Source organism: Marinobacter xestospongiae (assembly GCF_023156385.1).
GTDB lineage: Bacteria > Pseudomonadota > Gammaproteobacteria > Pseudomonadales > Oleiphilaceae > Marinobacter > Marinobacter xestospongiae.
This window is the reverse complement of record NZ_JAKZAK010000022.1, coordinates 1-26,538: the sequence shown is the minus strand read 5'-3', so window position 1 is coordinate 26,538 and position 26,538 is coordinate 1. Positions and strand designations below refer to the sequence as shown.

General features: G+C 60.6%; 34 protein-coding genes and 2 pseudogenes. 6 read left to right on the top strand and 30 right to left on the bottom strand.

What is annotated here, in order from left to right:
- Positions 1 to 15: 15 nt before the first annotated feature.
- The 3 genes from MLD24_RS15710 to MLD24_RS15700 all read right to left on the bottom strand — a co-directional run bounded on the left by MLD24_RS15710 (position 16) and on the right by MLD24_RS15700 (position 1,486).
- Complete coding sequence (locus MLD24_RS15710; protein ID WP_248167864.1) at positions 16 to 594, bottom strand: O-methyltransferase; 579 nt, start codon at positions 592 to 594, stop codon at positions 16 to 18.
- A 76-nt stretch (positions 595 to 670) separates the two neighbouring features.
- Positions 671 to 946: a hypothetical protein gene (locus MLD24_RS15705; protein ID WP_248167863.1), complete on the bottom strand. Its 276-nt coding sequence runs from the start codon at positions 944 to 946 to the stop codon at positions 671 to 673.
- A 36-nt stretch (positions 947 to 982) separates the two neighbouring features.
- Positions 983 to 1,486 carry a DUF2938 domain-containing protein gene (locus MLD24_RS15700; protein ID WP_248167861.1) on the bottom strand — a complete coding sequence of 168 codons (504 nt, stop codon included), beginning with the start codon at positions 1,484 to 1,486 and terminating at the stop codon, positions 983 to 985.
- Between the two features lie 60 nt (positions 1,487 to 1,546).
- Here MLD24_RS15700 and MLD24_RS15695 point away from each other — a divergent pair, with 60 nt between their 5' ends.
- Positions 1,547 to 2,221: an ArsR/SmtB family transcription factor gene (locus MLD24_RS15695; RefSeq protein ID WP_248167860.1), complete on the top strand. Its 675-nt coding sequence runs from the start codon at positions 1,547 to 1,549 to the stop codon at positions 2,219 to 2,221.
- A 36-nt stretch (positions 2,222 to 2,257) separates the two neighbouring features.
- Here MLD24_RS15695 and MLD24_RS15690 read toward each other — a convergent pair whose 3' ends face one another.
- The 3 genes and pseudogenes from MLD24_RS15690 to MLD24_RS15680 form a co-directional block, all read right to left on the bottom strand.
- Positions 2,258 to 2,755 carry a 2-thiouracil desulfurase family protein gene (locus MLD24_RS15690; RefSeq protein WP_248167858.1) on the bottom strand — a complete coding sequence of 166 codons (498 nt, stop codon included), beginning with the start codon at positions 2,753 to 2,755 and terminating at the stop codon, positions 2,258 to 2,260.
- Positions 2,748 to 3,311 (bottom strand): methylated-DNA--[protein]-cysteine S-methyltransferase, encoded by a 564-nt coding sequence (locus MLD24_RS15685; RefSeq protein WP_248167856.1) that lies wholly within the window; start codon positions 3,309 to 3,311, stop codon positions 2,748 to 2,750. Before MLD24_RS15685 ends, MLD24_RS15690 begins: the two co-directional genes overlap by 8 nt.
- Before the next feature lie 7 nt (positions 3,312 to 3,318).
- Positions 3,319 to 3,609, bottom strand: a pseudogene (locus tag MLD24_RS15680) (VOC family protein); the annotation flags it as partial.
- Positions 3,610 to 3,970: 361 nt separating this feature from the next.
- Between MLD24_RS15680 and MLD24_RS15675 the strand changes: the two are divergent.
- On the top strand, positions 3,971 to 4,633 hold the full coding sequence (locus MLD24_RS15675; protein ID WP_248167852.1) for a transglutaminase-like domain-containing protein: 663 nt from the start codon (positions 3,971 to 3,973) through the stop codon (positions 4,631 to 4,633).
- A gap of 46 nt (positions 4,634 to 4,679) precedes the next feature.
- On the opposite strand, the gene MLD24_RS15670 is transcribed toward MLD24_RS15675, so the two are convergent.
- The 7 genes from MLD24_RS15670 to MLD24_RS15640 all read right to left on the bottom strand — a co-directional run bounded on the left by MLD24_RS15670 (position 4,680) and on the right by MLD24_RS15640 (position 8,874).
- Positions 4,680 to 4,982 carry a hypothetical protein gene (locus MLD24_RS15670; protein WP_248167850.1) on the bottom strand — a complete coding sequence of 101 codons (303 nt, stop codon included), beginning with the start codon at positions 4,980 to 4,982 and terminating at the stop codon, positions 4,680 to 4,682.
- Between the two features lie 110 nt (positions 4,983 to 5,092).
- Positions 5,093 to 5,401, bottom strand: coding sequence for a putative quinol monooxygenase (locus MLD24_RS15665; protein ID WP_248167848.1), 309 nt, complete (start codon positions 5,399 to 5,401; stop codon positions 5,093 to 5,095).
- Between the two features lie 72 nt (positions 5,402 to 5,473).
- Complete coding sequence (locus MLD24_RS15660; protein ID WP_248167846.1) at positions 5,474 to 5,842, bottom strand: MerR family transcriptional regulator; 369 nt, start codon at positions 5,840 to 5,842, stop codon at positions 5,474 to 5,476.
- Between the two features lie 16 nt (positions 5,843 to 5,858).
- Positions 5,859 to 6,155, bottom strand: coding sequence for a YciI family protein (locus MLD24_RS15655; protein WP_227173087.1), 297 nt, complete (start codon positions 6,153 to 6,155; stop codon positions 5,859 to 5,861).
- Between the two features lie 46 nt (positions 6,156 to 6,201).
- Positions 6,202 to 6,783 carry a GNAT family N-acetyltransferase gene (locus MLD24_RS15650; protein WP_248167844.1) on the bottom strand — a complete coding sequence of 194 codons (582 nt, stop codon included), beginning with the start codon at positions 6,781 to 6,783 and terminating at the stop codon, positions 6,202 to 6,204.
- A 186-nt stretch (positions 6,784 to 6,969) separates the two neighbouring features.
- Positions 6,970 to 7,821, bottom strand: a complete 852-nt coding sequence (locus tag MLD24_RS15645; RefSeq protein ID WP_248167842.1) for a bifunctional transcriptional activator/DNA repair enzyme AdaA — start codon at positions 7,819 to 7,821, stop codon at positions 6,970 to 6,972.
- A gap of 90 nt (positions 7,822 to 7,911) precedes the next feature.
- Positions 7,912 to 8,874 (bottom strand): AraC family transcriptional regulator, encoded by a 963-nt coding sequence (locus MLD24_RS15640; RefSeq protein WP_248167840.1) that lies wholly within the window; start codon positions 8,872 to 8,874, stop codon positions 7,912 to 7,914.
- Positions 8,875 to 9,447: 573 nt separating this feature from the next.
- Between MLD24_RS15640 and MLD24_RS15635 the strand changes: the two genes are divergently transcribed.
- The 3 genes from MLD24_RS15635 (at position 9,448) to MLD24_RS15625 (ending at position 15,349) form a co-directional block, all read left to right on the top strand.
- Positions 9,448 to 10,626, top strand: a complete 1,179-nt coding sequence (locus tag MLD24_RS15635; protein WP_248167838.1) for an efflux RND transporter periplasmic adaptor subunit — start codon at positions 9,448 to 9,450, stop codon at positions 10,624 to 10,626.
- A 105-nt stretch (positions 10,627 to 10,731) separates the two neighbouring features.
- On the top strand, positions 10,732 to 13,935 hold the full coding sequence (locus MLD24_RS15630) for an efflux RND transporter permease subunit (protein WP_248167836.1): 3,204 nt from the start codon (positions 10,732 to 10,734) through the stop codon (positions 13,933 to 13,935).
- Positions 13,928 to 15,349 (top strand): efflux transporter outer membrane subunit, encoded by a 1,422-nt coding sequence (locus tag MLD24_RS15625; RefSeq protein WP_248167834.1) that lies wholly within the window; start codon positions 13,928 to 13,930, stop codon positions 15,347 to 15,349. Before MLD24_RS15630 ends, MLD24_RS15625 begins: the two co-directional genes overlap by 8 nt.
- Here MLD24_RS15625 and MLD24_RS15620 read toward each other — a convergent pair.
- From MLD24_RS15620 to MLD24_RS15565, 12 genes are all read right to left on the bottom strand, one after another.
- Positions 15,346 to 15,921: a retropepsin-like aspartic protease family protein gene (locus tag MLD24_RS15620; protein ID WP_248167832.1), complete on the bottom strand. Its 576-nt coding sequence runs from the start codon at positions 15,919 to 15,921 to the stop codon at positions 15,346 to 15,348. The genes MLD24_RS15625 and MLD24_RS15620 overlap by 4 nt on opposite strands.
- A gap of 60 nt (positions 15,922 to 15,981) precedes the next feature.
- Positions 15,982 to 16,572, bottom strand: coding sequence for a hypothetical protein (locus MLD24_RS15615; protein ID WP_248167830.1), 591 nt, complete (start codon positions 16,570 to 16,572; stop codon positions 15,982 to 15,984).
- Positions 16,573 to 16,659: 87 nt separating this feature from the next.
- Positions 16,660 to 18,360, bottom strand: coding sequence for a sensor domain-containing diguanylate cyclase (locus MLD24_RS15610; RefSeq protein ID WP_248167828.1), 1,701 nt, complete (start codon positions 18,358 to 18,360; stop codon positions 16,660 to 16,662).
- A gap of 146 nt (positions 18,361 to 18,506) precedes the next feature.
- Positions 18,507 to 19,721 (bottom strand): winged helix-turn-helix domain-containing protein, encoded by a 1,215-nt coding sequence (locus MLD24_RS15605; RefSeq protein ID WP_248167826.1) that lies wholly within the window; start codon positions 19,719 to 19,721, stop codon positions 18,507 to 18,509.
- 385 nt (positions 19,722 to 20,106) lie between these two features.
- Positions 20,107 to 20,811, bottom strand: coding sequence for an alpha/beta fold hydrolase (locus MLD24_RS15600; RefSeq protein WP_248167824.1), 705 nt, complete (start codon positions 20,809 to 20,811; stop codon positions 20,107 to 20,109).
- Positions 20,812 to 20,858: 47 nt separating this feature from the next.
- The gene (locus MLD24_RS15595) at positions 20,859 to 21,086 is read right to left on the bottom strand and encodes a hypothetical protein (RefSeq protein WP_248167821.1); all 228 of its coding nucleotides are present in this window, start codon (positions 21,084 to 21,086) and stop codon (positions 20,859 to 20,861) included.
- Positions 21,087 to 21,124: 38 nt separating this feature from the next.
- Entirely contained in the window at positions 21,125 to 21,829 is a 705-nt protein-coding gene (gene lepB, locus MLD24_RS15590) for a signal peptidase I (protein WP_248167817.1), read from the bottom strand.
- Between the two features lie 182 nt (positions 21,830 to 22,011).
- Positions 22,012 to 22,383: a hypothetical protein gene (locus tag MLD24_RS15585; protein ID WP_248167815.1), complete on the bottom strand. Its 372-nt coding sequence runs from the start codon at positions 22,381 to 22,383 to the stop codon at positions 22,012 to 22,014.
- Positions 22,384 to 22,505: 122 nt separating this feature from the next.
- A complete protein-coding gene (locus MLD24_RS15580) occupies positions 22,506 to 22,850 on the bottom strand; it encodes a hypothetical protein (protein WP_248167813.1) in 345 nt (114 codons plus the stop codon).
- 237 nt (positions 22,851 to 23,087) lie between these two features.
- Positions 23,088 to 23,369 (bottom strand): type II toxin-antitoxin system RelE/ParE family toxin, encoded by a 282-nt coding sequence (locus MLD24_RS15575; protein ID WP_227173071.1) that lies wholly within the window; start codon positions 23,367 to 23,369, stop codon positions 23,088 to 23,090.
- The gene (locus tag MLD24_RS15570; protein ID WP_227173070.1) at positions 23,366 to 23,638 is read right to left on the bottom strand and encodes a CopG family ribbon-helix-helix protein; all 273 of its coding nucleotides are present in this window, start codon (positions 23,636 to 23,638) and stop codon (positions 23,366 to 23,368) included. Before MLD24_RS15570 ends, MLD24_RS15575 begins: the two co-directional genes overlap by 4 nt.
- Positions 23,639 to 23,798: 160 nt before the next feature.
- Positions 23,799 to 24,023 (bottom strand): hypothetical protein, encoded by a 225-nt coding sequence (locus tag MLD24_RS15565; protein WP_248167810.1) that lies wholly within the window; start codon positions 24,021 to 24,023, stop codon positions 23,799 to 23,801.
- A 97-nt stretch (positions 24,024 to 24,120) separates the two neighbouring features.
- Here MLD24_RS15565 and MLD24_RS15560 point away from each other — a divergent pair.
- Positions 24,121 to 24,309, top strand: a pseudogene (locus MLD24_RS15560) (transposase); the annotation flags it as partial.
- Positions 24,310 to 24,577: 268 nt separating this feature from the next.
- Here MLD24_RS15560 and MLD24_RS15555 read toward each other — a convergent pair.
- From MLD24_RS15555 to MLD24_RS15535, 5 genes are all read right to left on the bottom strand, one after another.
- Positions 24,578 to 24,841 carry a Txe/YoeB family addiction module toxin gene (locus MLD24_RS15555; protein WP_227173068.1) on the bottom strand — a complete coding sequence of 88 codons (264 nt, stop codon included), beginning with the start codon at positions 24,839 to 24,841 and terminating at the stop codon, positions 24,578 to 24,580.
- Complete coding sequence (locus MLD24_RS15550; RefSeq protein ID WP_075878843.1) at positions 24,838 to 25,080, bottom strand: type II toxin-antitoxin system Phd/YefM family antitoxin; 243 nt, start codon at positions 25,078 to 25,080, stop codon at positions 24,838 to 24,840. Before MLD24_RS15550 ends, MLD24_RS15555 begins: the two co-directional genes overlap by 4 nt.
- Positions 25,081 to 25,229: 149 nt before the next feature.
- Positions 25,230 to 25,532: a type II toxin-antitoxin system RelE/ParE family toxin gene (locus MLD24_RS15545; RefSeq protein ID WP_248167807.1), complete on the bottom strand. Its 303-nt coding sequence runs from the start codon at positions 25,530 to 25,532 to the stop codon at positions 25,230 to 25,232.
- The gene (locus MLD24_RS15540) at positions 25,520 to 25,777 is read right to left on the bottom strand and encodes a type II toxin-antitoxin system Phd/YefM family antitoxin (RefSeq protein ID WP_248167805.1); all 258 of its coding nucleotides are present in this window, start codon (positions 25,775 to 25,777) and stop codon (positions 25,520 to 25,522) included. The genes MLD24_RS15545 and MLD24_RS15540 overlap by 13 nt, the downstream gene beginning before the upstream one ends.
- Positions 25,778 to 25,937: 160 nt before the next feature.
- Positions 25,938 to 26,538 (bottom strand): hypothetical protein (locus tag MLD24_RS15535; protein WP_248167803.1); only part of this gene is annotated, 601 nt, incomplete at its 5' end.

Sequence of the window (26,538 nt, the reverse complement as noted above, 5' to 3'; positions counted from 1 at the left end):
GCCAAAAGCAGCCAGTCAGTCCGGATGACGGCAGGCCACCAGTTCTCCCTTGCCAACCGGCACAATGGCGCTGGTAAACAGCCCACTGGCCTCCACCGCTGCCAGGAAGGGCGCCACCTCATCCGCGTGCGACAGCACATTGTCGCACACCAGCAAACCGCCGGGGCGGACCAGCCGGAACACGTCTTCCGCCATCGCCGGGTACTGGCTACGGTCGGCATCCAGGAACACCAGGTCAAACGCGGTCGACTGCTCCGCCAGGTAGGCGGTGGCGTCGGCTTCCACCAGCTCAACCCGTTCCGTCAGCCCGGCGCGAGCCAGGTTGTCCGCGGCCATGGCCAGTTTATCAGCGGCGCTGTCCAGCGAAACCACGCAGCCATCCGCCGGCAAAGACGACGCCAGCCACAGGGTGGAATAGCCGTTGGAAGTGCCCACCTCCAGCACCCGGCGACAGCCTCCGGCTTTCAGCAGCACCGCCAGCAGCTCACCGGTATCGCGGGTGATGTTGAGCAGTTTGCGGGCACGGTCGGTCTCCCGAGCGTCGTTGGTTTCTCCGAGGGTTTCCAGTTCAGCCAGCAGCGAGGACAGCGCCATGGGTTCTCTCCCTGAAATGGGGCCGGCCGGGCGCCTCGGATCGCGCAGAGGCGATTCAGAGTTGATCTGAGGCTCCCTAAAAACGGTCGTTGTCCGGCAGGCCCAGGTTGTTGATACGGGTCTTGCGCAGCAGTTTCAGCAACAGATTGCGGCAGCTGCGCAAGACAGGGTACACCAGCGCCGCCCGCCGCGGGGAGCGGAACAGCCAGTAGTTGAAGCGGTTGAACAAGCCGGACCGTCCGCTGATCAGCGCCAGGGCATGGATGGCGTCGGCACCGACTCCTCCCGGGCATTCACCGTCGTACACCAAGAGGATCTCGGGCGTTTGCCCGGGAGATGGGGATCGAACCATGGCCGGCCCTCACGTCGAGTTCGTCAGAGTCCGCCATTATGCCGTTATCCACCGGGCCAGGAGCAAGGCCGACAGGTACAGCCCCAGCCCGAATACCGCGTGGGTCAGCAGGCTGCGGAAGCGGGCCTGGGCCGGATTAGGGGTGCGGGACGCGGCCACGCCGGCCCCCAGCGCCGGCTGCATCACCAGGAACGGCGCCGCCACCGTCAACACGCCAAAGGCCAGGGCCGGTCCGGGGGTCGGCTGAAGGGCCCACTCCAGTCCCCACAGTTGCAACAGCACCACACCAAAGATCACCCCGACAGCATAATGCACCGCCCAGCCCAGGGCGCGTTCCCCCGCCATCGACGGCACTTTCGCAATAGGTCCATGCCGCCAGTTACCCTGGGCCAACTGTCCAACCCAGCGGCCCACCAGCGCCCAGTCGAGAGACGCCATACCCAGCAGCCGCCGGGCCAGCCAGGCCCACAGATCCATCACCACGGTGGCGCCCGTTCCCACCAGCGCACCCCAGAACAGCAACTCGAGACTTGTGCTCATACTCCATTCCCTACATTCAATTGATTGATTGAATGATGAAGGGATGATAGCGTCTGGTCAATGACACGACTGCCTTCTGCCCAATCCCTGGTCCAGGACTCCGCCGATCTGGCGCGTACCCTGGGTCACCCCCACCGCCTGTCGCTGCTGGAGCACATTGCCCAGGGCGAACGGGCGGTGGAGTCGCTGGCCCAGCTTTCCGGGCTGAGCGTGGCCAATGCCTCCCAGCACCTGCAACACCTGAAACGGGCCGGACTGGTGCAAACCCGCCGCGACGGCAAACGGGTGCTGTATCGGCTCGGAGACGGCCCGATCCTTCCCTTGCTGGCGGCACTGCGGGAATTCAGCGAACAGCAGCGCCGTCGGGTCCAGGCGATGGTGGATGACAGCGTCTATCAGCCAGACACCCTGGAGGCGATCGATTGCGACGCGCTGCTGCAACGGTTGCAGGACGGTGACGTCACCCTGCTGGATGTGCGGACTGAAGCCGATTACGCCCTGGGCCATCTGCCCGGCGCCATCAACATTCCGTTTGAGGAGTTGGCCCAGCGGCTGGCTGAGTTGCCCGCCGATCGCCCGGTGGTGGCCTACTGCCGCGGCCCCCACTGCCTGCTCTCCCACGACACCGTGATCGCCCTGCGGGCCCGGGGGCTGGAGGCACTGCGACTGATCAACGGCTATCCCCAGTGGCAGGCCGCCGGGCTGACGGTGGAAACCGGCCCGGCCGTGCAGTAACTCACGTCCTATCTGACGCAGTCGCCAAAGCAGTAACTATCGAGCGCCGGGGCTGGCGCGCAGGGCGGCGTCCGCCTCTGCCAGCCGGTGCTGGCTGAAAACCTGGATGCCGTGGGCGGTCAGCAGCGCGGTGGTCACGCCGACGCCATCGCGCTTGTGGCCGGCAAAGCGACCGTCGTAGATGGTCTGGCTGCCGCAGGACGGACTGGACTCGGTCAGCACCGCCACCCGGATACCATGGCGCTGGCATGCCGCCAGGGCCAGTTCGGCCCCACGCCGGAAGGCATCGGTCACCACACCGCCGTCCCGCTCCATCACCGTTGCGGAACCGGCCAGTACATCGCGCCCGTCACCTCCCTGAATCTCCGCCGGTGAGCGGGGAATGGCCATACCGGCGTCCACTTCCGGACACACCGTCACCACCCGACCTTCGGACTGCCAGCGGGCCAGGATGTCGTCCGTCACCGCCAGGCCACCACCGTCGTAACGCACCCGGCGGCCCAACAGGCAGGCACTGAGTAATACTTTATTCATCGTTGGTCTCCGCACTGGGATGGTCGGCAAACAGTGGCAGCTGCCCCACATGTTCCTGTTCCAGCCGCAGCAGTCGGCGCTTCAGCTCAAGGCCGCCACCGTAACCCACCAGCTCACCGCGGCGGCCAATGATGCGATGGCAGGGCACCACCAACGCCAGCGCATTGGCGCCGTTGGCATTGGCCACCGCCCGCACCGCCTGCGGCTGCCCCAGCCGTTCCGCCAGCTCACCATAACTGGCGGTACCGCCGTAGGGCACCGCCATCAGCGCCTGCCACACCGCCTGCTGGAACTCACTGCCCGCCAGCCGCAGCGGCAACTCGAACTGTTGCCGCTCGCCACGACCGTATTCCTCCAACTGGGCAATCGTGGCGTCGATTACCGGATCATCCGCCTCCAGGAACGACGCCCCCAGGTTGCGCTGGATCCGCTGATCCACACGCTGACGTAACCGCCGATAGCGATAGTCCAGCAGGCACAGCTGCCCCCGGTAGGCGCCAATCACAAACTCCGCCAACGGGCCACGCCAGGTGCGCACATGGATCGAATCGGACATGGAAAGACTACTCCGTCAAATGCTCAAGAATGTTCACCAGCCGGTCAAGGGGATCGCGCACGAAGAAGCGGCGCATGCCCCAGGGCTCAGTCACCGGCCCATACTCCAGATTGATACCCGCCGCGTTGATCCGGGCAAGCACCGCGTCGAGATCGTCCACCTCCACCGACAGATCGGGCACCGGGGTATCGCCACCGCCCTGCTCGGCGAAGCTGACCTGCACCGACATCCGTTGCTGATTGCCATAGGTACGGAGCCAGCCGTGGTCCATCAACAGCGACAGCCCCAGGATATCCTCGTAGAACGTCTCGGGAGCCTCTGATTAACTCCGGATCACCTCTGGCCTTCAGAGCGGTTCACACTCAAGGCGCGGCTTTGCAGGAAGGCTGGTTGCCTTTCAAGAAGTCGCAACACCGAGTGTGGATCGCTCCGAAGGCCCCGAAGGGCGCGTTCTGAGGGCTGTATCTGCGGCGTTGCAATATTAGCGACAATGCGAGTGACGGTCATGATGCCTCCTGCTCATAGATTAGCGCTGCAAACCAGTGGCCGATGGGGCCAACCGAATTGTCCGATTTTCCTATTGTGGCCCACGACCAGGTGCGGGAGCATCCCTTGTATCCGCCCTAAACCGCATCTGATCAACTTCGTGGACGTGACGTATGGACAATTACCTGCAGGCAACCCGTTTTTTCGACTACCACCAGCCCCAGCTGGCGCAGTGGATCGACCAGCAGCTCGACGGCGTTGCCACCGATCCGGTGAGTCAGGTGCGGGCCCTGTACCTGGCCGTGCGGGATGAGGTGCACTACAACCCCTACGTGTTCAGTGATGACCCTGACACCTTCCGCGCCAGTCACGCCCTGATCAGCGGCGAATCCTACTGCATTCCCAAGGCGGTTCTGCTGGGGGCCGCCGCCCGGGCCATCGGCGTGCCCAGCCGGCTGGGTCTGGCGGATGTCCGCAACCACCTGTCCAGCCCCAAGCTGATCGAGTTCCTGCGATCAGACATCTTCCGCATGCACGGCTATATCGAACTTTACCTGAATGAGCGCTGGGTCAAGGCCACCCCGGCCTTCAACAACCGCCTGTGTCAGATTATGGGGGTTGAGCCACTGGCCTTTGACGGGCTGCGGGATTCGGTATTCCAGCAGTACACCGCCGACGGCCACGCCCACATGGAATACATTGAGGACCACGGCGTGTTCGATGACCTGCCCCACGAGTTCATCGTCGACAGTGTGCGGACCCATTACAGCCACCTGTTTCAGGACGGTGAACTGCAGGACCATCGCCGCGACAGCCTGGAAAGCGATCTGGCCTGACGGCGGTCCTCATGGAGCCGCCATCCAGGGCTCAGGCTTTCAGGGTTCAGGTCCACATGGCCCAGCGAATCCGCACCAGACGCTCCAGCATCTGGGTCTCCAGGGCGTAATCGGCGTCATCGGGGAAGCGGTTGTCAGCGTAACCACACCACCAGTCGTACAGGGCCTTGAGTTCACGGTAGGTCTCACGCTGGCGTTCATCCGCCTGCCAGTCGGTGTTGCCATCGAGCAGGCGTTCTTGTTCCACACAATCTTTCAGCAATTGAAAACAGGCATGCAGCATGACGGTGTCCTTGTCGCGCCATTCGTTGTCCAGAGAATCGATTTTCAGCAGGTTGGCCGGGTCCATTCTGTACCTGTCGCTGGCCGGACTCCGTCCGGCCCGGTGAATTAGGGAACCTCCGATCAGGGACAACACCTTAAGGATTTCTGCCGCCGGCACAAGCCGGCGGGTGGCCTTCAGTGAGTGGTGTCCCGGTCCCGATGCAACAGCGTCACTTCAGTGGGTACCGCCAGCCATTGCTCGAAGTGGGCCACCACCGCCTCGGTGTGGGGCTGGCGATGGTGGTCATCCAGGGCCTGACGATCCACCCATTCCTCGTACAGGTACAGGCAACCATCGTCCGGTGAGCTGTGCAGCTCGAACTGCAGGCAACCGGGTTCGGCGTGGGTCGCCGGCAGCATCGCCAGCAGCGCCGCCTTGGCATCCTCAAGGTGAGCCGCTTTGGGGGAGATCTTGGCAAAAACAAACAGGGTGTTACGGGACATGTTCGGAATCCTCCTGGGTTATTGAACGACTGTGACTCAGGAGGAAGGCTACGCCTTGGAGTGAACTCTCAGTCAAGAACCGGTCTTGCCGGCCAGTTGCTGGCGATACCAGGCGATTTTGCGGGTCAGGTTGTCCAGGTGAGCCTGCTGCTGTCGGATGTGGGCGTCGAGCGCCTCAGCGTGGCACTCCAGCACCGCCTGGCGCGCCGCCATGGTGGTGTCGCCTTCGGCTCGCAGGCGGGCGTATTCCAGCATCTGTTCAACCGGCATGCCGGTGTCCCGCAAGCGGTGCACGAAGCCGATCCACTCCAGGTCCCGCTCGGAGAAATAGCGGTGGCCATTGGGTCCGCGACGCACCTCTCCCAGCAGACCCAGCTTGTCGTAATAGCGGATGGTGTGCGGACTCAGCCCCACCCGCTCGGCGAACTGCTTGACGTTCATCGACGCGACACCCGTCTCACTGCAGGGAGTCCTTGATCGACTCGAACCCCGGCGCCACCTTGGTGGCGAGGAACTCAGTGACCTCGTATTCCGCCACACCCGCCTGCTGGAACGGATCTTCCGCCAGGATTGCGTCGAGCTGCTCACGGCTGGCCACCCGGGCCAGGATGATGCCCCCGGTGCGGGGCACCTTGCGCCCGGATGCAACAAAGTGGCCCCTGGCGTAGTGCCGCTCGAGAAACTCGACATGGGCGGCCAGGTGGGGCTCAACCTCAGACAACTCAACAACGTAGGTCAGGGATACAACGAACATGGGGCCTCCACTCATGGTTTGAGTTCACCGCGCACAGGGCGAACCTTCAGGGCTGCATCTTGCTCAGCAGGTTATTCTTCACCGCTGGCCACTCACTGGCAATGATGGAATAAACCACGGTATCGCGGTAAGAGCCGTCCGCCATGATCTGGTGATTGCGCAGAATACCGTCCTGCTTGGCCCCCAACCGTTCGATGGCGGCTCGGGACGCCTGGTTGAAGAAGTGGGTGCGGAACTCCACGGCGACGGCGCCGGCCTGCTCGAAAAGCTGGCCGAGCAACAGCAGCTTGCATTCGGTGTTGACGGCACTGCGGCGCACGGCGGCGGCATACCAGGTATAACCGATCATCGCCCGACGGTTGGCGGCGTCGACGTTGTAGTAGCGGGTGGTACCCACGATGTCGCCACTGGCCCGGGATCGCACCGCGTAGGCAATATCGCCACGCTCGGCAGCCGCCATGGCCTGACGCACGTACTCCGGTATCGCGGCCACGGTCGGTACCGAGGCGTACCACAGCTTCCAGCCTTCACCGTCCGCCACCGCCCGCTGCAACGGCTCGATGTGAGCTTCCGTGAGCGGCTCCAGGGTGACCACCTGGCCGGTCAGTGCTTCGTTCTCAATCCACATAGCGTTATCCACATGCGTGTTTTACACACCCTGTCCACAGGCTGTCCGCCCATTTGACCACCGCTTACCCACGAAGTTATCCACAGACGACCGCCAGCGCTGGCCCGTAACAACAGGACCCGGACGGAAAGATACCAGATTGCCAGCGCCAGTGGGGCCGACCGCCACACTCGCGCTTAAGCCAGGTCACGCGGAGGTCAGATCGGGGGCATCGGCGCGAGCCAGCTCCCGCGCCAGGATCGCCTGCTTGCGGGTTTCTCCCCAGCGGTAGCCCCCCAGTTCGCCGCCCTGGCGCAACACTCGATGGCAGGGAATCGCCAGCGCCACCGGGTTGGCGCCGATCGCGGTGCCCACCGCCCGGGCTGCCGTGGGGCGGCCAATGGCAACCGCAACGTCGCGATAGCTGGCCAGGTGCCCGGGGGCCAGTTGCAACAGCGCGCGCCAGACCTGAACCTGGAAGTTGGTGCCCTGCACCCACAGTGACAGGGGGGCACCGTCCTCGGCGGGCGCCGCCAGCAACCGCGCCACCACCCAGGCAGTGCCGGGCTGGTCTTCCACCACCCGGGCCTGGTGCCAGAGATCGAGCAGGCGCTGGAGCGGGGCCTGCGGCTGCGCCGGCGCCACGAACTCGAACTGGCACACGCCCTTTGGCGTCAGCGCCACAAAGGCGGGCCCGAACGGTGTGGCGTGCACCCCCCAGGTGATGGTCATGCCGGCGCCACGCAGGCGGAACTCGGACGGTGTCACCGCTTCCAGCTGTACAAAGTGATCGTACAGCCGCGAACTGCTGCTCAGTCCCAACTCATCGCTGGTGGCCAGCAGGGATCGGCGGCTGTCCGCCAGCAGTTGCTTGGCCCGGGCCAGGGTCAGTGCCTGCAGGTAACGCTTGGGGGTCACCCCGGCCCAACGCCGGAACAGCCGCTGGAAGTGGTACTCACTGAGGTGGACATGCTCGGCTACGGCGGCCAGCGAGGGCTGGTCGCCGGTGTGGCTGCGGAGGTATTGGATGGCGCGGGCAATGCGCTCGTAGTCCGACATCGGCGGCACTCCTGATCATCACGGGATAATCGTCAGTGTGCCCGCGCCGCCCGCACTCAGCCAGCCGGATCTTGCGCTTTGAGGGTCTCCCTAGGACAGCGCCGTCACCGCCTGTTCGCCCCGCAGCTTGATCACATCCGCCCGTGGCGGTGCGCCAAACAGGCGGCTGTACTCCCGACTGAAATGGGACGGGCTCTCGTAGCCAACCCGGTAGCTGGCGGTGGCGGCCTCCAGCCCTTCCGACAGCATCAGCCGGCGGGCTTCATGCAGCCGCAGTTTTTTCTGGTACTGCAGCGGCGACATCCGGGTCACCTGCTTGAAGGTGTGGAACAGCGCCGACTCGCTCATGTTCACCTCATCCGCCAGCTCCCGCACCTTGAGAGATTCGGTGTAGCGGTCCTTGAGTACCGCAATCACCCTGGAAACCCGCTGGACTGACGAATCCGCCACCGCGAACTTGCGCATCCGCGGCCCCATTTCCCCCAGCAGTACCCGATAGAGGATCTCCCGCCGGATCAGCGGTGCCAGCACCGGAATGTCCTGGGGAACATCCAGCAGGCCAGTGAACCGGCACAGCGCATCCAGCAGCGGGCGTTCAATGGTGGCCATACTGAGCGCACAGTTACCCTCGGCGCAGCAATCGTTCACCGGCGGCAACTGCGCGCCCATTTCCAGCACCAGGTTACTGACTTCCTGGGGATCGAAAGTGAGCTTGAACGCCAGGTAGGGCGACTCCGGCGATGCGTCCAGAATGCGGCCCAGCACCGGCAGGTGAACCGAGGACACCATGTAGGTCAGGGCCTGGTAGAACAGCTCCCGGTCGCCAAAGCTGACGCTCTTGGTGCCCTGCACCATAAAACAGACCGACGGTTCGTACACCGTGGCGGTGCAACTGGTCGGGTTGTCGGACCGGAACAGCTGCAACCCGGGCACCAGGGTGTCCTGCACCTGCTGGTTCGGCGTCCAGCGCTCCACCGTCGAGGCAATGCGCTGGCGCATCTGCTCAATGTCGGCGTCCAGTTCCACGCCAGTTTCCTGATTACTGGTCAACATCGGTCACTCCCGTTCCTGGTGCATGCCCCATCTGGTGAATCACATCCGCTCAGCGATCGCCGAACACTGCGTCGAAGTATACGGCGGGACAGGAATCACTTGGTTTGCCAACGAGAATTTTTGCAGTAATAGGCAATCAAAAAACAGGAACGGGCAAGCCATCACCGTCGATAGGCGTTGCACTTTTGTTACACCTTGAACGTTCGACAATTCGGCCGAATCACAATAAAAGCCTTTTATAACAGAGACTATAGAATGAACCCAGCACCCCATGCCATAACCTTTTCTTAATCGCTTTGCAGAATCAGGCAATCGTTTCGCAGTAATCCGATACCACCCGTTTGTCCCGACTCGGTAAGGTTCTCAACCATTCGTGGAGAAACCTTCCATCGACCCAGAGCATCACCCCGCCCAGCTGTAGCAACGACAATAACCTGTTGACCTCAAGTTTACTTGAGGCATTACGGTGGCTGTCGATTTGTCCCTCGCCCAAACGATTGAGGGGACAGTCACCGGCAAAAACGGTCGCAACAGGTGGTGCTGGTACCTATTCGACAACGGGAGCAGAGAATCATGGAACGTCTGACCAACGACACACGCCGGCGCTCACCGCTGGCAGGCGGCCTGGCCCTGGTGCTGGCCATTTTCCTGAGCGGCTGTGAGGCCCAGAGCGAGGAAGCCATGACCATGCCACCGCCGCCGGAAGTGGACGTGGCGCAGGTACTGGCCGAGCCGGTCACCCTGTGGCAATCCTTCACCGGCCGGGTGGCGGCCACCGACGCGGTCATGCTCAGGCCCCGGGTCAGCGGCTACATCCAGCAGGTGGCGTTCGACGAAGGCGCCTTGGTAGAAGCCGGCGATCTGCTGTTCCAGATCGACCCCCGCCCCTATCAAGCCCGGGTGCAGGCTGCCCAGGCCGAGCTGGCCCAGGCCAACAGCCAGCTGGCGTTGGCCCGCAGCGAAGCCGGCCGGGCCCGCAGCCTGCTGAAGAGCCGGGCCATCTCCCAGGAGGAATACGACCAGCGCGACGCCGCGCTGATGGGCGCCCAGGCCAGCGTGGCAGCCGCCCGGGCGGCACTCACCAGCGCAGAGCTGAACCTGGAGTACACCCGGGTGACCGCACCGGTCAGCGGTCGCGCCGGCCGCGCCCTGGTCACCCGAGGCAACCTGGCCAACGCCGACCAGACCGAATTGACCACGGTGGTGTCCGTCGACCCGATGTACGTCTATTTCGAAGCGGATGAACAGACCGCTGCCGCCAGTCAGGCGCTGCTGGCCGCTGGCGGGCCGCAAACGGTGAAAATCCAGCTCGGCAACGACAGCGACCAGCCCCTCAGCGGTGAGCTGGACTTCATCGATAACCAGCTCAACGCCAGCACCGGCACCCTGCAGTATCGCGCCGTTCTGGCCAACCCCGGTGAACGCCTCAAACCCGGCCAGTTCGCCCGGGTCGAAATGCCGGTGGCGCAGCTGGACCAGGCCCTGATGGTCAACCGCAAAGCCGTACTGACCGACCAGGACCGTCGCTTTGTCTACGTCATCAATGACCAGAACCAGGCCACGCCCCGCCACGTCACCGTAGGTCGCCAGGTCGATGACCTGATGGTGATCCGCGACGGTCTGGCGGACGGTGACCGGGTCATCGTCAACGGCGTTCAGAAAGTGTTCTACCCCGGCATGGAAGTCAGCCCGCAACAGGTGGCAATGCGGGAGACCGGGGACGACACCACCGTGGTGGCTGCCAGCCCCTGAACCGGACCGGGCCAGGGGCCCGGATCGCAGTGATCTAACACCCCACGTCCAGGGAACCAGAGACCGGCGACAGCCTCCACGGCTGTCGCACAGGAGCCTTTTGTCATGAATTTTTCGCGATTTTTCGTGGACCGGCCGATCTTTGCGGCCGTGGTATCCATCATAATTTTCGCCATCGGGTTGATTTCCATCCCCAATCTGCCGATCAGCGAATACCCCGAAGTGGTGCCGCCGTCGGTGATGGTGCGCACCGTCTACCCCGGCGCCAACCCCAAGGAGATTGCCGACACCGTGGCCACGCCACTGGAAGAAGCGATCAACGGCGTTGAAGGCATGATGTACTTCAAGTCCGTGGCCGGGTCAGACGGCGTGCTGCAACTGACCGTCACCTTCCGCCCCGGAACCGACGCCGACGACGCCACCGTGAAGGTGCAAAACCGGGTCAGTCAGGCCCTGGCGCGGTTACCGGAAGCGGTCCGTCGCCAGGGTGTGACCACCCAGAAGCAGTCCCCCACCTTCCTGATGGTGGTGCACCTGACCTCACCGGATGACCGCTACGACACCCTGTACCTGCGCAACTACGCCCGCCTACACGTGCGCGATCGCCTGGCCCGCATCCAGGGCGTCGGCAATGCCCAGGTTTTCGGGGGCGGCGACTACGCCATGCGGGCCTGGCTTGATCCGGAGCGCATTGCCGCCCGCGGCCTGACCGCCAGCGATGTGGTACGGGCCATGCGCGAACAGAACGTGCAGGTGTCCGCCGGCCAGCTCGGTGCCGAGCCGGTGGCCAACAGTGACTTTCTCACCCTGATCAACGCCCGCGGCCGCCTGGAAACTCCAGAAGAGTTCGGCAACATCGTGCTCAAGCGCGGCGACGACGGCGAAATCCTGCGGCTGGCGGACGTCGCCCGGGTGGAGCTGGGCGCCGGCGACTACACCCTGCGCTCCCAGCTCAACGGCAAAGACGCCGTCGCGATCGGTATTTTCCAGGCCCCGGGCGCCAACGCCCTGCAGATCCGTAACGACGTAATCGCCACCATGGACGAGGCCGCTGAGCTATTCCCGGACGGCGTCGGCTACGAGGCGGTGTACGACACCACCATTTTTGTCAGCGATTCCATCAAGTCGGTGATTTCCACCCTGCTGGAAGCCGTGTTGCTGGTGGTGCTGGTGGTCACCCTGTTCCTGCAGACCTGGCGCGCCTCCATCATCCCGCTGCTGGCGGTGCCGGTGTCGGTGGTGGGCACATTCGGGGCGCTGTACCTGCTGGGCTACTCCATCAACACCCTGACCCTGTTCGGTCTGGTGCTGGCCATCGGCATCGTAGTGGACGACGCCATCGTCGTGGTGGAAAACGTCGAACGGAACATTGAGGAAGGCCTTAAACCGCTGGCGGCGGCCCACCAGGCGATGAAAGAGGTGTCTGGCCCGATCGTCGCCATTGGCTTGGTGCTGTGTGCGGTGTTTATTCCGATGGCGTTCCTGTCCGGTGTCACCGGCCAGTTCTACCGTCAGTTCGCGGTCACCATCGCCATCTCCACGGTGATTTCCACCATCAACTCCCTGACTCTGTCTCCGGCCATGGCGGCGATGCTGCTGAAACCTCACAGTGCGCCCAAAGACCGTCTGCAACGGTTGATTGACGCCCTGTTCGGCTGGCTGTTCCGGCCCTTCAACCGCTTCTTCGACGCCAGTGCCCGCCGCTACGAAGGCGGTGTTTCACGGTCGCTGCGGCGCCGCGGCGCGGTGTTTGTGGTCTATGCCCTGCTGCTCACCGCCACCGGCTTCATGTTCAAGGTGGTGCCACCCGGCTTTATCCCGGTGCAGGACAAGCTGTACCTGATGGCGGGCGTGAAACTGCCGGAGGGGGCCTCACTGGAGCGTACCGATGAGCTGCTGCAAAAGGTCACCGACATTGCCATGGCAACCGACGGCGTCGATCATGCCATCGCCTTCCCGGGCCTCAATGCGCTGCAGTTCACCAACACCTCCAACACCGGTGTGGTGTTCTTCCCCCTCAAGCCGTTCGAGGAACGCAGCCTCAGTGCCGAACAGATCAACGCCCGGATCAACCAGCAGATCGCCGGGCTGAAGGAAGGCTTTGCCTTCTCCTTCATGCCGCCACCGATCCTCGGCCTGGGCAGCGGGTCTGGCTACCAGATGTTCATCGAAGACCGCGGCAACCTGGGCTATGGCGCCCTGCAGGAAGCGGTCAACCGGTTCCAGGGCACCGTTGCCCAGACTCCGGGCATGAGCTTCCCGGTGACCAGCTACCAGGCCAACGTGCCACAGCTGGATGCCGAGGTGGACCGCCTCAAGGCCAAGGCCCAGGGGGTGCCGCTCACCGAGCTGTTTGACACCCTGCAGACCTACCTGGGGTCCAGCTACGTCAACGACTTCAACCAGTTTGGCCGTACCTGGCAGGTGATTGCCCAGGCCGATGCCCCCTACCGCGACAGCATTGAAGACATCGCCCGGCTGCGGACCCGCAATGACCAGGGCGAGATGGTACCCATCGGCTCGATGGTGACCCTGCGCGAGACCTTCGGTCCGGACCCGGTGATCCGCTTCAACGGCTACCCGGCGGCAGACCTGGCCGGCGAATCCGACCCCCGGGTGCTGTCTTCGGCCCAGGCCATGGGCGCCCTCGGCGGCATTGCCGCACAGGTGCTGCCGCCGGGCATGGACTTCGAGTGGAGCGACCTGAGCTACCAGCAGGCCAACCAGGGCAACGCCGCGCTGGTGGTGTTCCCGCTGGCCATCCTGCTGGTGTTCCTGGTACTGGCGGCGCTGTACGAAAGCTGGACCCTGCCGCTGGCGGTGATCCTGATCGTGCCCATGTGCATGCTGTCGGCACTGATTGGCGTCTGGTTCGGCGATGGCGACAACAACATCTTTGTTCAGGTTGGTCTGGTGGTGTTGATCGGCCTCGCCTGCAAGAACGCCATCCTGATCGTCGAATTTGCCCGTGAGCTGGAACTGCAGGGCCGGGGCATTGTGGATGCGGCACTGGAAGCCTGCCGTCTGCGCCTGCGCCCCATCATCATGACGTCCATCACCTTCACCGCCGCCGTGGTGCCGCTGGTGCTGGCCACCGGTGCCGGCGCCGAAGTGCGGGCCGCGCTGGGCACCGCGGTGTTCGCCGGCATGATCGGGGTCACCCTGTTCGGCCTGTTCCTGACCCCGGTGTTCTACGTGGCCCTGCGCAAGCTGTCCGGCAGCAAGCCCCTGACCAGCCACCACAGCTCCACCCTGTCCGGGGACGACGACCAGAACCCGGCAGCCCTGCCAGGAGGAAACCATGCCTAAGATGCGCCTGATCGCCAGCAGCTTCGTGCTGCTGGCCGGCTGCGCCGTCGGCCCGGACTACCAGCCGCCGGTGCTGGAGGCTCCGGCCCGGTTCAGCACCGAGCACAACCAGCAGTCCTTCAATGCGGCTGAGGAAGCCCGCTTCTGGCGCGGCTTTGGCGACCCTTTGCTGGCGCAACTGATCGACCAGACCCTCACCGCCAACCTCGACCTGCAGGCGGCGCTGACCCGCTACCAGCGGGCCAAGGCACTGCTGCGAGGCAGCCGCAGCGAGCAGTTGCCAACAATTGGCACAGGCGCCTCTGCGGCGGCACTGCACCTGCCCGAATCAGAGCGGCCCGCTGGCGGGGACGGCGACATTGAACGGTTCCGGATCGACGCCAACGCCAGCTGGGAACTGGACCTGTTCGGTCGCCTGCGCCGCGCCACCGAGGCCCAGGGTGCCCGGCTGCAGGCCAGCGAAGCGGAACTGGACGCCTTGCGGGTGGCGCTGGTCGGGCAACTGGCCAGCAGTTACTTTGAACTGCGGGGGCTGCAACAGCAGCTGACGGTGGCCCAGCGCAATGTCACCCTGCAACAGGATTCCCTGGCCATCGTCAGCGCCCGCATGGACGCCGGCCGCAGCACCGACTTTGATGTCCTGCGGGCCCGCGCCCAGCTGGCCAGCACCCGCGCCGTGGTGCCCCGGCTGGAGGCGGACATTCGCGTCCGCATGCATCGCCTGGCGGTGCTGACCGGTCAGGCGCCGGGACAGCTGGTGGCGCAATTGCAGCCAGCCACGGCGCTGCCCACGGTCATCCCCGCCATCCCGGTGGGTAGCCCCGGTGACGTGTTGCGCCGGCGCCCGGACGTGCGCCAGGCCGAACGCCAGCTGGCGGCGGCCACCGCCGACATTGGCGTGGCCACCGCCGACCTGTTCCCCCGCTTCAGCCTCGATGCCCTGCTGGGTACCGTGGCCCTGGACGGCGGCGACCTGTTCAGCGCCGGCGCGGAGTCCCGCCGGGTCGCTCTGGGTATCGACTGGACCTTCCTCAATTTCGGCCGGGTCCAGGCCCGCATCGACGCCGAGGATGCGGACGCCCGTGCGGCCCTGGCCGACTACCGCCAGGTGGTGCTGGAAGCCCTCGAGGAAACCGAGAACCGGCTGATACGCTACCAGCGCAGTCAGTTGCGCACTGCCCAGCTGGAGACCGCCGCCGAGGCAGCCCAGGCCGCGGCGGACCTGGCCCGGACCCGCTACCGCCAGGGCTACATCGGCTACTTCGAGGTGCTCGACGCCGAGCGGGAACAGCTCGCCAGTGACCAGGCCCTGAGCCAAGGCCGCACCGACACGGTATTGGCCATGGTCGGCCTGTACCGCACCCTGGCCGGTGCCCCGTCGCCGGGGCAGGCGGTCAGCCAGCAGGAGCGCTAGCGGGCCGGCAGGGTCAGGATCAGCTGGCCTCCGCTCTGGCGGAGGTCCAGCTCTTTCAGGAACGACATCCCCAACAGTATTTCATCGCCGTCAAAATCCGGCAGGATCGCCGCATTGACCGTGCGCTGCTCAATACCGCCGACCTGCACCGAATCCAGCAGGGTGTGGTACGCCATGGAGGTGCCATTGGCGGTGTGGGTCTGGTACATCACCCCGCGGGTAAGATCGAGATGGTTGGCCACGCCGCCGGGAATCGCCACCCGGGTGGCGCCGGTATCGAGCAGGAACTTCACCGGCTGACCGTTGATCCGGCCGGCAAACACATAATGACCACGACGGTCTGCCGGGATCGTCACCACCAGGTCGCCATCGGCGTTCACCCGGCTCACCGGCTCATCCGCATCCATCACCGGCACGGTGCTGTCGGATTCGTGAAACAGTACCGCCAGTACTACCAGCACCGCCGCCATCAGCAACGGAGCCGTTTTCTGAACCCGGTAGCGCCAGCCACGGCGACGCTGTTCGGCCCGCTCGGTGGCGATGCGAACCACTTTTTCAGGTTGCTTATCCATACCCAAACGCCAGCCCCGGACACCGGAGCCGGCTTTCCTCTCTATCGTGTTGATGAAGGATCACTGACAGCCTTCGCAGGCAAAGTAGCGATCGTGCAGTTCCTGAACCTGGGCGAAGTAACGATCCAACAGCGGTTGGCGTTCTGCCCTGAGGTAGTTCTCCAGGGCACGGTCAAAGCCCTGATAGGCCCGGTTCTGGTCGCCCGGCTCCGGCTTATGGCGGGAGATCCGGCGCATCGCCGGCAGATATCGACGGTTGAAGGCCGGATCACTCAAAAACGCCGCCAGCGCCTGCTCTGCAACGGCATCGTAATCCACATTGCAGTAAGCATGTCGGGTTTTGGCCGCAAGCTCCATCAGCTCATCGAACAGCGGATCATCCGCCGGAATCGTGTAGTGCTGGTCAGGAAATTCCTGCCGCTGGGCCGCCGGATTGAGCATCAGGGTGTAGCGGTCGCAGACCCGATAGAGGCCGGGGTTCATGCTGCCATTGCCCCGAAAGGTGTCAGCAAAACGCTCAATCACCGTGTAGTCCGATGAACTCAGCGACGCGATGTCCTGGGGCATCGGGTTGGTGCCGTATTCCTGCGCCTGAACAGCAGTGATGGCAAGGCCGGCCAGCAACGCGGCCAGCACACGGGTTGGTGTCATGATGTGTTACATCCTGTCCCTGGTGGATGGTCTCCGACAGCTCCTCTGTCGGGATGGTGGCGGCCTTCGCGGGGCCACCCTTGCGGTTCAGGCCGGTGCCGGCAGATCGACACAGACCCGGTTACGACCGCTGCGCTTGGCCCTGTAGAGTGCCCGGTCGGCCCGTTTGATAGCCGCCTCAGTGCTCTCCTGGCCAACAGCGACTTCGGCAATACCAATGCTGATGGTGAAGCCCAGGCTGGTGCTGGCGTCTACCGCCACCGCCAACGACTCGGTCGCGGCGCGAATCCGTTCCGAGCAGATTTCCGCCTCCGCACGGTCGGCGTTGGGCAGCAGCATCACAAACTCCTCGCCGCCGAAGCGCGCCACCAGATCGTTGGAACGGCTGAACTGCCGCAGCACCTGGGCCAGACGCACGATGACCTGGTCGCCCACATGGTGACCGTGGCTGTCGTTCACCTGCTTGAAATGGTCGATGTCCAGCACCAGCACTGACAGCGGCTCCGCCCGGGACTTGGCCAGCTCCAGCAGGAAGTCGGCTTCGGAGTGAAAATACCGGCGATTGTAGAGCCGGGTCAATGGATCGGTGGCCGCCTGCTTCTTGAGTTCGTCCTGGGACGCGCGGATGTCCTCCAGCACCTTGATCCGGTAGGAAATAATGAACGCCAGGGTCAGCGCTTCCAGCACGATGCCAATACCAACGCCATGGCTGCTCCAGTAGCTGGGTGCAATCAGGCCCTTGTAAAACAGCACCGCAATACCGTTGAACACCACGAAGAAGGTGTGCCCCACCAGAAAGAATTTCACCAGCGGGTTGCCCTTGCGGTACAGCGAAATGCTCACCGAAAACGTCACCACCATCATCAGGGCCGCCAGGCTGCTGGCCGGTTTCAGCGCGCCGGAAATATCGAACACGCTGTACGCCAGCGTGGCCACCAACAGCACCAGCAACGCCTGCAGACAGCGGTGTTCGGTGGGATAGAGTCGCCGGGTGTCGAAGATCGACATCATGAACAACAGCAGGAAAATCGGCATGGTGATCAGCGACATGTTGAGCTGGAACACCGTTGCGCCATAGGCATTGAACAGACTGGCGACCAGCCCGTAGGACAGGGCAATCCACACCAGCCCGGAAATCAGGTAGAGCGAGTAGTAGATGTTCTCTTTCTTGCTGGTGGCGAAGTACAACAGGCAGTTGTAGAACACCAGCGCCAGCATCATCCCCACCATCAGGGCAATGTCGTGCTTGCTGCCCATCAGCGTCCGCCGGGAATGGTCCTGATCGAGAATCTCCAGGGCAAACCACTGGTGGGAGTAGGAATGGCTGCGGACATAGAGCGTGGTGGACGCCCCCGCCGGCACCGTCAGCGAGTACACCACCACGCCGCGATACATCAGCGGGCTGTCGGCGGCCTCATCCAGGGCCAGGTGCTCGTCGCGCACCAGGCGCCCTCCCTGCTCCTCATAAAGCGCCACTTCCTGTACATGGTAAGCGTGGGGCAGGTGCACGCTGACCGTGCGGGGCTGAGGGCCAGGGTTATCGAGGATCACCCGATACCAGGTGACCCGGGCGTTGGTGCCCAGGGTGGTTCGGTTGCCGGTTTCGGTGAACGTCTGGTTGCGAACCTGTGGATAGGACAAGGCCTTGCTCTGGTCGACGAAGTAGCCAATGGCAAAGTCGGTCAGCTCAATGTCGCCATCGCCCAGTACTACCCGCGGCTCCGCCTGGGCACCAAAGGCCAGCAGCCACAGGCCTGCCAGCAGGATCAGGGTCCGGTATCGGTCCATCAATCGTATCCACAGTCCAATTGTTTCGGGCCCGTCCGATTCAGCCCTGACTGCACGTTATACCGTAATTGACGACAGAGCGTCTAACCGTTCGCAAGCGGAGCTGGTGCTACAAACCCCAAAACAATAACGCGCCCAGACTGGCATCACCGCAAGGATTCCAGCGCAAGGTTCAGAGTTTGGGCCAGCCGGTGCGGATAAACCGCCGTCAACGACACCGACTCACAACCCTGAAACCGGCAGAAGTTGCCGATCGCATCGGCAAAGGCCGATACAACCGCGTCGTCGCCAAAGCGATGCGGCTCAAAGTGCAGCGACTTGATTTCCAGCTGCCGGCGCTTGCGATGGGCCTTGCAGTCCATGCGGCCAATAAATTCGTCGCGGTACAGCAGCGGCAGGCAAAAGTAGCCATACTGGCGCTTGGCTTTCGGCACGTAGCACTCGATCTGGTAGTCGTACTGGAACAGGGCCCGGAGGCGGTCGCGCTGAATAACGCTGTTGTCGAACGGCGACAGGATTCGCAAACGGTTGCCCAGCCGCGGCAGGGGTTGATCGAGCGCCCCCGCGACCAGCAGAAACACCTCACCCCCGTTCACCCGCACCGGTTCCAACCTCCCCTGCGCCAGCCTGTCATCCACCAACGCCTTAACGGCCTGACGCAGATCGGCGTTGCGGCGCAGGTAGGTCAGCCCCTTGAGCGACACCAGGCCATGGCAGCGCAACTGCTGCTCAAGCAGGTGGCTGGCAAACTCGTCGGTGGTGGGCATGCGGGTGTCGACGTCCGAAGGCAACACCCGCTCGGTCAGGTCGTAGCTTTTCTGGAAGCCCTCGCGGTCACTGACCATCAGCTCGCCTTCCATGTACAGCTGCTCCAGCGCCTTCTTGGCAGGTTTCCAGTCCCACCAGCCGGCCTGCTTGCGAGCACCGGCTTCGAGATCCCGGGACCGCAGCGGCCCTTCGGCACGAATGCGGGCCAGCAACTCCGCCATCAGCGCTCGGTCCGGCTTCCGGAACCAGTGCGTCTGGCCGCTTCTGATGGCGTGCTTGTAGGGTAATGAGAAACGAAAATCGTCGATGGGCAGAAAGGCCGCGGCGTGGGACCAGTACTCAAAGATATCCCGGTCCCGCAGCATCCGGTCGACCATGACCGACTCGAAGCCGGGCACCCGGGTGTGAAGGACGTGATGGTGGGCGCGCTCAACCACCGAGATGGTATCAATCTGGACATAGCCAACGTGGCCAATGGCCCGCCGCGCACCCGCCAAACCACGGCCAAACGGTTGCGCCTGTAGCAGGCCCTGGGCGTTCAGGGCAAGACGACGCAGTCGCGCCAGATCCTTCGGCCGTTGCAGTTCGATCATAGCGTTCTCGTCAGCGGACTTGGCCAGGGCAGAGTGTCAGCCACCAGCAACCGTATCATCTGCGCTTGCTACGCAGGTAGACACGATAGACGGACCTTCCCAGCTTCCCCATAGGGCTTTTGCTGGAGATTCCATAGCCGACCAGTGCAGAGCCAACCAACAGAACTACTCCAATCCCCAATACGTGGAGAAAACCATAGTTCTCGTATGAGCGGCCACCAGCCTCAAAGCCGCTCAACAGACCGACCAGGAGACTCGCAACGGCCAATACCAGCAAACACACTCCCATTCGAAGTGGACGCTTTCTGCGAATCATGGTTTTCCTTATAGCCAATTCCGGCACTGCATTTGATATTGATTGGGTCCTTTCCCCAACGTCTGACGTCTAATGCCCCGCGCGATCAGAGGAAGGAAAGCCCTGGCGTACAAACTGCAAAATGATCTGTGCGCAGGCATCAGGCTGGCCTTGCGCGATGAAATGACCGCCTTCCAGGGGGATTACCCTGAGCGCGGGAAATACCCGGGCGACCATATCGACAGCGGCCTGGCTGACCAGGTAATCACGGGTTGGGCGAATGTAGACCGCAGGCGTTGAAATACGCTCGCTAGGCTCCCTGAGCACAGCCATGTTGCTCAACCGCTGCTTGAGAACCGCCGGGGCAACATCCTGCACCGCCAGCCGAACCGACGCCATCGACGCCGCCGTGCCAAGACCACCAAATCCAATGCCATTGAGCAACCGATCCGGCAACCAGTCGAGTCGCAGTGACGCCGCCGGTAATCGCCGCGCCAGCCGAACCACCCCACACGGTCGGGAGACAAAACTTGCCAGAAACACCACCCCGGCCACCCGGCTTCCCAGTTCCCGACACAGTGCATAGGCAATGGGGCCCGAATAGGATTCCGCCACGATCACCACCGGGGCCGCCGACAACTGGCCGCAAAGCTGCGCCACCTGTTCCCGGTAACCGTCAGCCGACAGATGGTTCAAAGACACCACCGTCGGCGCCAGATCACCCGGCCACGCCCTCAGCAGCGGCTCGAAGAGCTGACCGGTGCCATCCATTCCCGGCAGCAGCAGAACCTTCATGACGATGGAGGCCTCCGGCGATGCAAAGCCGTCACCACATTTTGGCGTTATCCGGCATTACCCGGCGGATTATCCGGGGTGGCAGGAGGCAGCAACGTCAGCACGGCCAGGTACACCCAGCCACCAATCATGCTGATCATCCCCAGGACAAACGCCACCAGCGCGCACATGCCAACGGAGCGCTTCTGCTTCCGGGCAACCAGAGCGGCCAGAGCCGCCGGCACCAGCGTTACGAAGCCGAGAATAAAAGGGACCATAGCCAGGTTGATGTTCATGAGCGAATACAATCCTTGTTGCGATGGGCGGATTAAAATCAGCGAACGCGTGTCCCGATTCGCTTAGCGTTACTCGAATACCAAATGTATGTGACCTTGCCGACAAGGTTATCGTCTGAAACCGTACCCCAGAAGCGACTGTCATTACTATTATCGCGCAGATCACCAAGCACGAAAAAACTGCCTTCGGGTACTTGCCGGGTAGCCATACTCACCGAATATTCTCTTCCTCTCGAATCAGCAGGCACGAAAAGCTTGTCTTCCACAACCCCGTTTACCACCACGTCGCCATTTTGAATTGCAATCCTGTCACCACCGATTGCTGCCACACGTTTGACATACGAGCCTTCCGGATCTGTAGGCGGATGAAATACGATAACATCACCGATTGCCGGCTCCCGGTAACGCGTATCAACCGCGATGAAGTCACCAACCTCAAGAGTCGGCACCATCGACTGGGCGTGGATCTGAAAGGATTCATACCCGAGTATGGAACCGCGAAATACAAAGAACGCCTGAAGCCCCAGCGATACGACCAGAAAGGCTGCGACATACCAGTACCATCGGTTAAACCAGCGCAACTCATACTCTTCACTACGGCGGGCCTCAACTACCGCACTGACGATAAGAACAACGGAGAACAGTAAAGCAATGGCTGCGAGCATTACCATGCCATATTTCGTAGAAAATGCCCCGAAGACTCCTCCCAGCAAGAGGCTACTCAGAAAACAGGCGACAATCATCAGTCCCCGCCCTGGAGCTCCTGCGTACATGTGCCCCAATCCCGGGACCAATAAAGAGGCGATTCCAGCTATCCATGCGTTTCGCTTATTCATCACTGCCCTTTTTCATGGTTGATTGAAAGACCGGAAACCACACTATTATTTTGTGGTTTCGAGCAATCCTCATTCAGTTTTTCTGAAATCTAGTGCTCTTTGGCCCATACTCCATCGATATTGATTATCTTACACGGATACTCTTCTTCGTATCTTCTATTGTTCCTTTGACACCCAATTAGAGCGTTATCTATTGCGTAACCTATTGAGGTTCTATTCGACTTCCAGGACCAGGCACCACTCTCTGACTGAGCAAACGCCTTATGCTCGGTTGCATTAACATATTCCTCCCTGTAAGACTTCAGGGCCGGATTCGTCATGATTGAGGCTTCTCCAGCCGCGTTTTGTTCGATAACAGGCTCAATAACTGCGTCTTTATCGATTACTGCAGGAACAGTTTGTCCTTGAGACGCACATCCAACCAGCAAAAGTATCGATGCTATAAAGATTCCTGATTTCAATGTCAATTCCTCCATCAAAGCCGACGCCAAGTCAGGCAAGTTGCGAATGTAGCAGACTAAAACTTTTGACTCGAACGTAGAGCGAATAAAAATCCGGCCAAATTTAATCCCAGTGAATAATTTTATTTATCAATAACTTCCAATGCATATTCGTTATTGGCTGTTTGACCGGCACAGTGGGTACCATAAGTCCTCGCTCCAACAGCGATCGGGAAATTTCCCGTTTCTAATGGAACACCTTCGATAGCAGCCGTAGATTCACCTGATCTATTATCCAAAAAGATAAACTCAAGACCCACCGGAAGTTGACCAGCAGACAAATAAAAATCTCCAATTGGCGCTTGCTTTCCCGAAGCTGAAATATCCACGCGGTAAGGTTGGCCCACGATTGCCACTGGCAATGTTTCAGGGTGGATCTCCAGGTCCGAAGAAAAACCGCAAGAAGCCATCAGGACAACGCCATACATCACTTCGCACCCACTAATAGCGGATGCCAACAAAACTGAACACGTTACTCTTAAAAAGCTTCTGAATTTGCAATTCAATAAGTTTCTTAATGTTGCATTGCAACTCATCGAGTAAATCTTCCCTGAGTGATAGCGAGGCTACAGAAAAGCTCATAAGACAGTTAACCCTGCGCTCTACGACAATTTTGGAGCTGCGTAACGCTGGACAATTTCCGACAACAGCGGCTGGTTAAATTGCTACCGTTCACCTTCCATTTCATGCCATACCCGAAGAATGATAATGGCACTCCCATGTACTGAATAACGGACAACGTAATTGCCAAAAACCATATCGCGGATGGAATCGGGAAGCGGCGCCATTTCAACCGGTGTGCCCATCTTTGGAAAGTCTGGTAGCAATTCGATCTTGGTCACCAGCTCGGCCGCTATCCTGGAGGCCGCAGAGGGATTGTGGACTGCTATAAATTCCCTAAGGCGCTTCAAGTCTTCAATGGCTTCGTCCGTGTAAACCAGTTTCAATTACCTGACCTCGGCGCATCCTGCTCGTTTTCGGTTCCCCAGCTATTGAGCCAGCTATGGACGTCGTTAGCATCGACTACCTTTCCTTGTGCCGCCGACTCCATTGCATCAAGCGTTTGCTGCCAACGCGCCTGCTCACGCTGTTGTTTTTCGATGTACTCCGAAAGCGCCTGGTTAATCACCCAGCCTTTGCTCCGGTGGAGCCTGCCGGCGATTGCTTCCAGGTGCTCTTCAACTTCTGCCTGAAGACGAACGGTGGTAACGCTCATGACTGTACCTCCAATGCGGGTTAATACATTGTAGTACAGTATAGTGTGCGAGGGTCAGCAAACACCAGCCAAGGCTTTCGGCCTCTAAACGAGCGGCACCCAACAGATTGAAACCCCGGCACGCGGCATCCGGTCGCAATGATGTATGACGTTTGACAGCCTATTCATTGATTTCATCAACAAATATCTGTTCCTCGACTGCATCAGCAATGGCGCGATCCAATCGTGCGAGCAAATCCTCGAATGGCTCTTCAGGCTGACGAACTAACATCGCAAGGCACTGCCCTTCATCAGATGCGGTCGCCGCACAACGAACCGGCCCAGCTCTGCCAACGGTAATTTCACCCGAGCCATCAATGAGCATTTCAATGTTTTCAAGTTTCATATGACGAAGCCTGACTTCATGTGAATATCACGTCCGGCTGAAAGTGCTAAGGTTTCAAGACCTTACCCAAGAAACCAACACCAACAGCCGCTTCCAAATGGCACCTGAAAAACTGACTTTCTCGCCACTCGCACGCCGCCAGATTGAAGCCGATTTCTCTGGTGGCCACATCACCTCCGATGCCGGATTACTGCTGTTCCGTGAAGTCGACCGACAACATCGGCTGACTCTTCGTCTGGCTTCGGTGCTACAAGACCCGCGAAGCCGAGCACTATTTCCAGAGAAGCCAAACTTCTCGTACAATCCTTGAGCATCGCGGGTTTGCAACACCATCATACGCTCGACGGTTTCTTGAGGACGGCGGCCACCCCAATAGGTTGCCGCAAGCAAGCGGTGGACGATACCCAGTTGCACCTTGGAATCGTCAGTGATTAGGTAATCGCCCTTGCGCCACTCCATTGATGGCTAAACCCTGATTTATAGCGGAGCTTTGCGACAATTTTGGAGCCGCGAAGCGGTGGGAAGATTGTCCGGCAACAGCGGCTGGTTATGCATTATTCGTAGTGGCTCCAGAGCCTGAGAACTTTCACCACTTGCTCGTCCTCTAGCACTTGGTAGACCAGACGATGCTGAATATTAATGCGGCGCGAATAGGCCCCCGCCAGATCACCAATGAGCTTCTCAAGCGGAGGCGGCTTGCGGTATGGATCTTCCGCTATCAGCGCTAACAGCTCCTGGGCTTTTGGTTTGAGACCGCTGGAGGCAAGCTTTTTTGCATCTTTCTGGGCTTGCCTGGTGTAAACCAACTTCCATGTCACCAGTCCAGCTCCTCATCACATTCATCCACGGGGGTATCCATCCCCTCACGAATAGACTCCCGCATACCAGGTACGGAGAGCAGGTAGAGTGTTTCCTGAATTGCGGACCAGTCCTCCTCAGAAACCAGAACGGCTTTGTTCCGCTTACCCATAATGACGATTGGTTGGTGGGACTCGGCGGTCTCGTCAATCAACCGATAAAGGTTGCTGCGCGCCTCAGTCGCTGTGATTCCTGCCATGACGCACCTCTTGTGAGTTCAATTTTTAACCAAGTGTACGCCTTTAGGTACGTACGTCAAGACGAGCGTCCGTATGACGCCGAAGCGCACCGGGCCGGTAGCTTTGGCGTAGCAAAGCAGAGGCAAAGGCATCCGAGTGACGCGCCTGGTTAGCTGCTTCCAAGCATGTACGCACGAAGCTGCCGCTCCTCTCGCATGACATAGAGGATGAGAACCCGCCTCTCGTCCTGACGATAGAAAATACGACACGGCGGAACCACGACCTCTCTGTATACCGAATTGGGGAGTTCGGGAGGAATCCGCCCGGATTGAGGAAAGCTTTCCAAACGCTCGGTCTTATCGAAAACCAGTTGGACCAGATCGCGTGCGGCAGCAGGATTGTCTAGAGCAATATACTCAGCGATGGCATCCAGTTCTTGAAGGGCGGGCTCTGTCCAGATTACTTCAGCCATTTACTCATTTTCTCCCTGGCCTCACTTTGGCTGTACATTCTTCCCTCTAGTACAGCTCGCTCTCCCCGTGAGAGCCCCTCAAGTAGCTCAAGTCGGCGCTGCATGAACTCGTAATCCTGCACATCAACAAGATAAGCGGATGGCTGGCCATGTTCAGTGATCAGTACCGGCTCTTTGGACAGACGCAGGTCTGCCAAGATTTTTGTAGCTTGACGCTTAAGGTTTGTAACAAGCTCAACTTTCATGGGCTCACCCTGATCCAAATTGATAGTGACACTATAGTATCACTATGCGGGTGAGGCAATCACAGCTAGACGCTCGCTCCTAGACGGAGGACCGGCTTCACGCACGACGGACAAGTAAGGTGGTGAGAACCCGGCACAAGATTTTTAGATTAATGGCTTTTTAACCATTAACAATTTTACTAGCAACAGACTTCTTCAACCCTTTGAGATAAAAATATGGTTCACTATATTTTTTTACCGAAACCCCAGGATCTTTCATGGCAGATGCGAACAAAGAAAACAAAAAAAACGCAAAAATCATGACGCCAAAAAACACACCAACTACCCCGTCAAATTGAAACCTTAAAATTATTGAACCAACAAAACTCAACCACGAGATCATTGATATTTTTGACCAAATGACTTTTTTATTATGACATGAACTACATCTCTCAAACTCTATATTTACATCTTTTCTGAAAACGGAATATGCAATGATCAATGCGAGCGGACTGAGCAAAATCCACAACATAACAACCGGGTTCACATATCTAAGCCTTTCTTTTACTTTGACTAAATCAGATTCCGATCCACAACCAACACAGATACTGGGCAATTTTGCTGGATCTTTGATTTTTAATTGGTTACCAGATTGCTCAATTAAATTGTAACTCGCCTGGCCGGAATTCGAGAGTTGGTCAATTGTGAGGTGGACCCAATCAGTTGGACAACCTGATGGTGTCCCTAAGCTATGATTCGGTTGTTTCCCTGGCTCAGGCTGC